The organism is Nonomuraea aridisoli (assembly GCF_003236395.1).
Classification (GTDB): Bacteria; Actinomycetota; Actinomycetes; order Streptosporangiales; family Streptosporangiaceae; genus Nonomuraea; species Nonomuraea aridisoli.
The window spans coordinates 1-7,740 of the sequence record NZ_POUD01000364.1; the positions used below are offsets into that span (position 1 = coordinate 1).

At 72.0% G+C, this 7,740-nt stretch carries 7 protein-coding genes; 5 read left to right on the plus strand and 2 right to left on the minus strand.

Annotated features, from left to right (window positions below):
- Positions 1-323: coiled-coil domain-containing protein (locus C1J01_RS50645; protein WP_181449302.1), on the plus strand; the 323-nt coding region annotated here is incomplete at its 5' end.
- A gap of 13 nt (positions 324-336) precedes the next feature.
- On the opposite strand, the gene C1J01_RS43935 is transcribed toward C1J01_RS50645, so the two are convergent.
- Positions 337-2,355, minus strand: a complete 2,019-nt coding sequence (locus tag C1J01_RS43935; protein WP_111184948.1) for a SpoIIE family protein phosphatase — start codon at positions 2,353-2,355, stop codon at positions 337-339.
- 254 nt (positions 2,356-2,609) lie between these two features.
- Here C1J01_RS43935 and C1J01_RS43940 point away from each other — a divergent pair, with 254 nt between their 5' ends.
- From C1J01_RS43940 to C1J01_RS43955, 4 genes are all read left to right on the plus strand, one after another.
- Complete coding sequence (locus C1J01_RS43940) at positions 2,610-4,049, plus strand: glycosyltransferase family protein (RefSeq protein ID WP_146615950.1); 1,440 nt, start codon at positions 2,610-2,612, stop codon at positions 4,047-4,049.
- An 11-nt stretch (positions 4,050-4,060) separates the two neighbouring features.
- Positions 4,061-4,666, plus strand: coding sequence for a nucleotidyltransferase domain-containing protein (locus tag C1J01_RS43945; RefSeq protein WP_111184953.1), 606 nt, complete (start codon positions 4,061-4,063; stop codon positions 4,664-4,666).
- 75 nt (positions 4,667-4,741) lie between these two features.
- A complete protein-coding gene (locus C1J01_RS43950; protein WP_111184950.1) occupies positions 4,742-5,254 on the plus strand; it encodes a hypothetical protein in 513 nt (170 codons plus the stop codon).
- A 6-nt stretch (positions 5,255-5,260) separates the two neighbouring features.
- Entirely contained in the window at positions 5,261-6,538 is a 1,278-nt protein-coding gene (locus C1J01_RS43955; protein WP_111184951.1) for an SRPBCC family protein, read from the plus strand.
- Positions 6,539-6,571: 33 nt separating this feature from the next.
- Here the strand turns inward: C1J01_RS43955 and C1J01_RS43960 are convergent, their stop codons facing one another.
- Positions 6,572-7,456, minus strand: coding sequence for a hypothetical protein (locus C1J01_RS43960; protein WP_111184952.1), 885 nt, complete (start codon positions 7,454-7,456; stop codon positions 6,572-6,574).
- Between the last annotated feature and the right edge of the window lie 284 nt (positions 7,457-7,740).

Here is a 7,740-nt window from a genome sequence, read left to right on the forward strand (position 1 = left end):
CCACCGCCGAGCCCGCCGCGCCGATCGCCCCGGCCGCGGTCGTGCAGATCCCCGGAGCCGACGAGGTCGTGCGGATCCCCAAGATCGCGCACGAGGAGCTCGGGCCGTGGGGGGACGCGTTCCGCACCCACGACACCACCCCCGCCGCGCCTCGCCCCGAAGCGTCGAACGGCGACGAGCCGGCGCGGCTGCGCCGGGAGAACACCGAGCTGCGCCGCCGCAACGCCGAGCTGGAGCAGGAGAACGCGCGCCTGCGCGAGGAGCTCGACCTGCTCCTGCAGGGCGCGGGGGCCTGGCTGAAGAACCTGACGGCGGAGCGCTGACCGGCCCGGGAGGTCACAGGGTGCGGGCCACGAGGAGGGCGATGTCGTCCTCCGAGGAGGCGTCGTTCACCATGGTGTCGATCACGGCGTCGCAGAGGAGCTCCAGCGGGAGCGCCGGGTTGGACAGCGCGGTGCGCAGCCGCGCCATGCCCTCGTCGATGTCGGCGTGGCGGGTCTCGATCAGGCCGTCGCTGTAGAGGACGAGCAGCGACCCGGGGCCGAGCTCCACGTCGATCGCCTCGTAGGAGGCCAGCCCCAGGCCGATCGGGGTGCCGGCGGGCACCGGCGGGAAGGTGACGGCGCCGTCGGGGGTGACGACGGCGGGTGGCGGGTGCCCGGCCGCGGCCAGGGTGCAGCGCCCGTCGGCCTGGTCGTAGACGGCGTAGAGACAGGTGGCGCCCATCTCGGCGGCGGACAGGCCGCCGGCGCCGGTGTCCTGCTCGTTCAGGCGCAGGACGAGGTTGTCGAGGTGGGCGAGCAGGTCGGCGGGGGACATGTCCATGTGGGCGAGGGTGCGTACGGCGGTGCGCAGCCGCCCCATGGTGGCCGCGGCGTTGATGCCGTGCCCGGTCACGTCGCCGACCACCAGGGCGACACGGGAGCCGGGCAGCGGGATCGTGTCGAACCAGTCGCCTCCGACGCCGTTGTGCACGTCGGAGGGCAGGTAGCGGGAGGCCACCTCGACCGCGCCGCCGCCGGACAGCGTGCGCGGCAGCAGGTGGCGCTGCAGCGCCAGGGCCGCGTGGTGCTCGCGGGTGTAGCGGCGGGCGTTGTCGAGGCTGAGCGCGGCGCGGGCGACGAGCTGCTCGGCGAGCGTCAGGTCGTCCTCGGCGAACGGCGTCGCGTTGTCGGTGCGGACGAACACGGTGATGCCGAGGATCTCGCCGCGGGCGCGCAGCGGCACGATGATCAGGCTGTGCATCCCGGTGTCGTGGATGATCTTCGAGCGGCCGGGGTCGACGTCGAGCCAGGTGCCGTGCGAGGTGTCGAGCTTCGGCTCGAAGTGGGAGCGTCCCGAGGCCAGGACCGCGGTGAACGGCGACTCCGGCGGCACGTACACCACCTCTCCCCGCCTCCAGAGCGATTCGGGCAGGCCGGGGTGGATCGAGGCCACGCCCGCGCGGCGGAAGGCGGGGATGCTGTCGTCCGTGGCGGCCAGCCGCTGCAGCGGGCCCTCCTCCGGCAGCACCGACTCGGCCAGGTCGACCGTGACGTAGTCGGCCAGCGCCGGCACGGCGAACTCCGCCAGCTCCTGCGCCGTCTTCATCACGTCGAGCGTGGTGCCGATCCTGGCGCTGGCGTCGGCGAGCATCGCCAGCCGCTGGCGGGCCCGGCTGTGGGTGATGTCCATGGCCATCGAGACCAGGCCCAGCGGCTCGCCGTCGACGCCGTCGAGCCGGAAGATCGACATCGAGAACGTGCGGTCCTCGCGCCCGGCCGTCGACCTGCGCCGGATCTCCCGGTCGATGACGGGCACGCCGTCCTCGAGGAGCCGCCGCCCCGCGGTGATGAGGTGCTCGATGCCGTCCTTCGGCCAGTCGTCCACCCGGCTGCCCACATAACGCGGGAAGTAGTCGCTGACGCTCTCGGCCGTCTCGTTCAGCCAGATGTAGCGCAGATCGCGGTCCAGCAGGCACATCGCCACGGGGGACCGGTTGACCAGCGGCTCCAGCACCGAGGTCGCCACCTCGCCCACGGGCGTCGCCAGCAGGACCCACTGCGGCGCGTCCTCCGTGGCGTCGGCCCGGCAGCCGCGCAGGTGCACCATGACGCCGCGGCCGTCGCGGTGGCGGGCCTCGACGAGACCGGACCACTCGTCGCGTCCGGTGACCCGCTCCATCCACGCGGCCAACCGCTCCGCGGCGTCGGGCGACCTGAGCAGCACCGCGGCCGAACGGCTCACGATCTCGGCGGGGGTGTATCCCAGGAGTTGTTCCGCGGCCTGCGACCACCCGGTGACGGTGCCGTCCGCATCGACCACGGCGGCAGCCGGGACGTGGCCCCCTGTCGCCGCGTCCTCCGATGCGGTCATCCCCACCTCCAGCCGCGCATTTAGTACCGACCTCTGTCAGGGTAATGGCTGCTGATCTGCGCAAATGCCATCCGGTCGGGGTGGAACTAGGGTTATCGGCCCTAGCCGGAAACGTCACGGAGGGGCATGCCGGGGCGCGCGCGGTGTCCGGAGTCGGTGTCGGGTGCGTAAAGCGTCCCTGGTGGGAGGCGTGAAAGGACGTCCGCCGAGGGTACGTGGGTGGTGTTTTCCGGCGCAGCGTTCGGAGTCTCACCATGACCGTCACTCGCCCCCGCCTGCCCAGCCTCGGTGTACGGCGCGGTGCGCGGCCACGCCCGTTGATCCTGCTCGCCCTGGTGAGCGCCGGGTACGGCCTCGCGCAGCTGCTGCTGCTCGCCTTCCCCTGGATGGGGATCGGATGGGACGAGGCCGTCTACGCCAGCCAGTACGCCGCCCACGCGCCGCCGGCCCCGTACAGCGCGCCGCGCGCACGTGGCGTCCCGCTCCTGGTCAGCCCGGTCGTGATGGCGACCGACTCGATCGCGGTGCTGCGGATCTACCTGATCGCGCTGTCGTCGCTGGGCCTGTTCGCCGCCTTCGCGGTGTGGTTGCGGGTACGCGACCATGCGGCGGTGCCGCTGGCCGCGCTGTTGTTCGCCGGCTGCTGGCTGTCGTTGTTCTACGGCGGCCAGGCCATGCCCAATCTTTACGTCGCGCTGTCCGCCGTGGCGGCGACCGGGTTCGTGGCGCTGGGCGGGCGGTCCTGGGCGACGGCGGCCGGGCTCGCGGGCGCGTTCGCCGTCATGTCGTTGATGCGCCCCTCCGACTCGCTGGTGGCGGCGGGCGTCCTGGGGCTGGCGGCGCTGGCCGTGCCGGCGTGGCGGAGCCTGAGGACGCTGCTCGGCATCGCGGCCGGACTGGCCGTCGGCTGGGGACAGTGGATGATCGAGGCGCAGCGTGACTTCGGCGGGATCCCCGAGCGGCTGCGCGACGCCGGTGAGCACAACGTCACCGGCTGGACCCTCTCCCTGGTCGAGCACGCCCGCGCGCTGGACGGGCCGAGCCTGTGCCGGTTCGGCACCGACTGCGGCCCCGTCTCGCCGATCGCGCTCATCTGGTGGCTGGCCATCCCGGCGATGGCGGCCGTCGGCGTCTGGCTGGCCTGGCGGGCCGGGCGTCCCTGGCCGGCGCTGCTGGCCGCGGCCTGCGGGGTGGCGCTGGCGCTGCCGTACCTGTTCTACGTCGACTACGCCGCGCCGCGCTTCCTGATGCCCGCGTACGCGCTGCTCGCGCTGCCCATCGCGGACGGCATGACCGAGCTCGCCCGGCGGCGGGGGCCGCTGCTCGCGTTCGTGGCCGCCGGGCTGGGGGCGCACCTGCTCCTGCAGGGCGCGTACGCGTACGGCATGATCAAGGCCAACGAGAACGGCCGGCAGCGCATGGCGGAGGCCGTCGTCGAGCTGCGCCGTCTCGGGGTGCGGCCGCCCTGCATGGTCTACGGCGAGTCGGGCGTGCAGATCGGCTACATGCTCGGATGCGAGTCGCAGGGCATCATGCAGCGCTTCGCCGAGCGGGCGCCCGCCCGCATCCGCGAGGCCATGGAGCGGGGCGACCGCCTGGTGGTGATCCACGCCGACGTGACGCCGCCCGGCTACGTCGCCGACTGGCCCGAGCATGACCTCCCCGGCCGATGGACGGCGCGCATGGCCCCCTGAATCATGACGGGATGAGAGTCGATACAGCCTGGGGGATCTGGGACCACACGCCTCTGCCCGATGTCGTCGCGTTGCTGCGGGAACTCCGGGCGCCGTGGTGGGTGGCGGGCGGGTACGCGATCGAGCGGGCCGTCGGGCGCGCGTACCGGGAGCACGAGGACATCGACGTCGCGCTGCCGCGCCGCGACCAGCTCGCGGCGCGGCGCCTGCTGGACGGCTGGGACCCGCACGTCGCGCTGGACGGGACGCTGCGGCCCTGGGAAGCGGGCGAGACGCTGGCCGCGCAGGCGCACGACATCTGGGTGCGCGAGCGTCCCGGCGGGCCGTGGCGCTTCCAGCTCATGCTGGACGAGACCGACGGCGGCCAGTGGGTCTACCGGCGCGACCACCGCATCCGCCGCCCGCTCGCCGGGCTGACCGTCGCCGACGACGGCTTCCGCCGGCTCGCCCCCGAGGTCCAGCTGCTCTACAAGGCCAAGGGCGTCCGGCCGAAGGACGAGGCCGACTTCGCGGCGGTGCTGCCGGTGCTGACGGACGACCAGCGGCGCTGGCTGGCCGAGGCGCTGGAGATCGAGCACGGCACTCACCCCTGGCTCAGCAGAATGTCCGGTTTATAGGCATATAGGTGTTTCGGTGTGGTCGCTGAGGGCATGCGGGGCCGTTAGAGGCGGTCGAAACGTGAGGAGCGTGCCATGAAGGACGCGGGCAAGGTGGCGCTGGCCGTCATCGTGGGCTACTACCTGGGCAGGCGCCACAAATTGCGTATGGCCCTGGCTCTGGCGGTCGGCGGCGCGGCGCGCAAACTCCGAAAGGAGCAGGGAGGGCTGCTGCAGCAGGGGACCAAGCTGCTCGGCTCCTCACCCGAGATCGCCGGCATGGCCGACCGGCTGAAGGGCGAAGTGCTGGAGGTCGCCAAGGCGGCCGCCGTGTCGGCGGCGAGCAAGCAGATCGAGTCCATCACCGAGCGGCTGCACGAGCGGACCGAGACTCTGCGGCAACCGCAGGCCGGCGAGCAGGCGGAGGCACCGGAAGAGGCACCGGAAGAGGCGGAGAGGGCCGAGTACGAAGAGGAAGAAGAGAAGCCCAGAGCCCGGGTGCCCAAGCCGCGCATGTCGAAGGTCCCCGGCCGGGAGGCCGCGGACGAGACACGCAGGCGGATGGCCGGCACCGCTCGCAGGCGGCCGTCCCAGTCGACGGGGGAGTGAAGTGCGATGACCGAGGCCACGAAACTGGCGGGCAAGGCGGTCCGCCGAGGACAGGAGACCGCGGAGAAGGGGCAGGAGGCCGTCCGCGAGACTCCGGTGGGCAAGGCGGTGCCGGAACTGCCGACCGGCCAGCTCACCGCCGCCCTGCAGGATTTGTCGATGGCCCTGGCGGAGCGCGCGCTGATGTCGGTGACCGGCAAGATCGAAGGTCTGAGCGGACGGCTCGGTGACTTCGCCCAAGGCGGTGGCGGCGGCGCGAAGAACCTCCTGGGCGCGGTCACCGGCTCGGACAAGTCGATCGGCGGTTCGACCATCGCGGGAGCGGCGAAGGGAGCTGTCAAGGGAATCTTCGGCAAGATCTTCAAGGGCAAGGGCAAGGGCAAGGGCACCAAGAAGCTCAAGCTGACCAACATCGTCGAGACGGTCGACATCGGAGCCCCGCGCCGGATCGTCTACAACCAGTGGACGGAGTTCCAGGACTTCCCCACGTTCATGAAGAAGGTCGAGAACGTCAACCAGGAGGCCGACGACACGCTGTCGTGGAAGGCGCAGGTCTTCTGGTCGCACCGCACGTGGAAGTCGAAGATCCTGGAGCAGGTGCCCGACGAGCGGATCATCTGGCGTTCGGAGGGCGCGAAGGGGTACGTCGACGGCGCGGTGAGCTTCCACGCCCTCACCCCCGACTACACCCGTGTGGTGGTGGTCCTGGAATACCACCCGCAGGGGTTCTTCGAGCACACCGGCAACCTCTGGCGCGCCCAGGGCCGGCGCGCGCGGCTGGAGCTCAAGCACTTCGCGCGGCACGTCATGCGGCAGGTCATGCTCAACCCCGACGAGATGGCCGAGAGCGGCTGGCGGGGCGAGATCCGCGACGGCGAGGTCGTCAAGGACCACGAGACGGCGCTGTCCGAGGAACGTGAGGGCGAGCCCGAGGAAGAGCCCGAAGAGGGCAGGGAAGAAGTGCGAGCGGAAGCCGAAGAGGGCGAAGAGGCGCCGGAGTACGAAGAGGCCGAGGAAGAGCCCGAAGAGGAGGCTCCACGCGAGAGGGCCGAGCGCGAGGAGGAGCCGGAAGAGGCCGAGTACGAGGAGTACGAGGAAGAAGAGGAGCCGGAGGAGGTCCCGCGCGGCAGGCAGCGGGCCGAGCGCGAGGAGGAGCCGGAAGAGGCCGAGTACGAGGAGTACGAGGAAGAAGAGGAGCCCGAGGAGGCCCCGCGCGAGCGGGAGAGGGCCGCGCGCGACGAGCGCTCCCGCCCGGTGCGCCGTGGCGCCCCGGCGCGGAGGTGACGGCCTCGGGAATCTCAGAGCGAGCGTCCGGGCTCATAGCGCCCGGACGCCGACGTGTCGGAGTGCCGTACGGACGAACCTCTCGTCGCCCGAGGCGGCCAGGTGGAAACCGTCGCGGCAGACGCTTCCCGCGATGGTGTGGCGCGGGTCGAGGACCACGGACATCCGCCGCCCGCACTCCGGCACCGGCGCCAGGACGATCATGCGGCGGCTCAGCCCGCCGAGCCACAGCTGCGGCCCCACCAGTACGCCGTCACGGACCTCGCCGCGCCGCGCCAGTCGCAGCGGGCCGCCGGCCGACAGTGTGAGGAACCCGTCCGGGGTGACGGTGCCGCGCAGGTGCTCCGCCCAGTCCAGACGTTGCTCGAACGTCATCCCGGCCGGCCCGTCCTGCAACGCCAGCCGCCAGTCGCCGAACCCGAACAGCAGCACCGCCCCGGCGTCGTCCACCCCGGGCGGCCCGGGCCACAGCGTGACGTTGCCGGTGAGACGGCGGATCATCGGCCGGCCGGCGGAGGTCTCGGCCTCGCCGTAGAGCGGCGCGGTCAGCGGCCGGAAGCCGTCCGCGCCGTCGAGCGTCCCCGCGACGTACGGACGTGCGCCGAGCGCGGCAAGGTTCAGGTCCGCGGGGTAGGAGAGCTCGGCCCGCGACCCGTCCGGGAACGTGACCCGCATCCGCCTGGTGTCACCCGTCCCCTCGGGGACCGGGTAGACGGCGTTGGCCGTCACGCCGGCCGGATGGCGTACGGGCACCGGTGTGATCACCGGAGCCGGACGAGGCAGGTCGCGGTCGGACGGCCGCTCGGCCAGCCCCAGCGCCACGACCAGCAGGAACACGGCGCCGATCACCAACCCGGACCGGTGCGGCCGGCGCGGTCCCCGGTCGCTCCCGACGATCTCGACACGACCGGTCGCCATCGGCCTTCCTTCGACGTACGGCTCTCGCCCCCAGTTCAGCCCAACCCCGGCCACCCGCGCAACCGGCCTTTTCGCCACATAACGCGCGAAAATCGATCAATCGGGCAAATATCTGATCTTGTCAGGATTCTCCGTAAAGACGAATATTGCAGGGAAAAATCCCGCCCATATCGGGAGGAGCAAGGCTCTTGTCCCTCGACAGGCGCACCCTGCTGCAGTCCGTCGGCCTCACGGCCGGCCTCATCGCTCTCACTCCCTCAGCCGCCGACGCCGAAGTCCTGACC

Excerpts from the sequence above, each read along its gene's own strand:
- C1J01_RS43940 (WP_146615950.1), top strand. The coding sequence starts at position 2,610 with ATGACCGTCACTCGCCCCCGCCTGCCCAGCCTCGGTGTACGGCGCGGT.
- C1J01_RS43960 (WP_111184952.1), bottom strand. The coding sequence starts at position 7,456 with ATGGCGACCGGTCGTGTCGAGATCGTCGGGAGCGACCGGGGACCGCGC.
- C1J01_RS43935 (WP_111184948.1), bottom strand. The coding sequence starts at position 2,355 with ATGACCGCATCGGAGGACGCGGCGACAGGGGGCCACGTCCCGGCTGCC.
- C1J01_RS43950 (WP_111184950.1), top strand. The coding sequence starts at position 4,742 with ATGAAGGACGCGGGCAAGGTGGCGCTGGCCGTCATCGTGGGCTACTAC.
- C1J01_RS43955 (WP_111184951.1), top strand. The coding sequence starts at position 5,261 with ATGACCGAGGCCACGAAACTGGCGGGCAAGGCGGTCCGCCGAGGACAG.
- C1J01_RS43945 (WP_111184953.1), top strand. The coding sequence starts at position 4,061 with ATGAGAGTCGATACAGCCTGGGGGATCTGGGACCACACGCCTCTGCCC.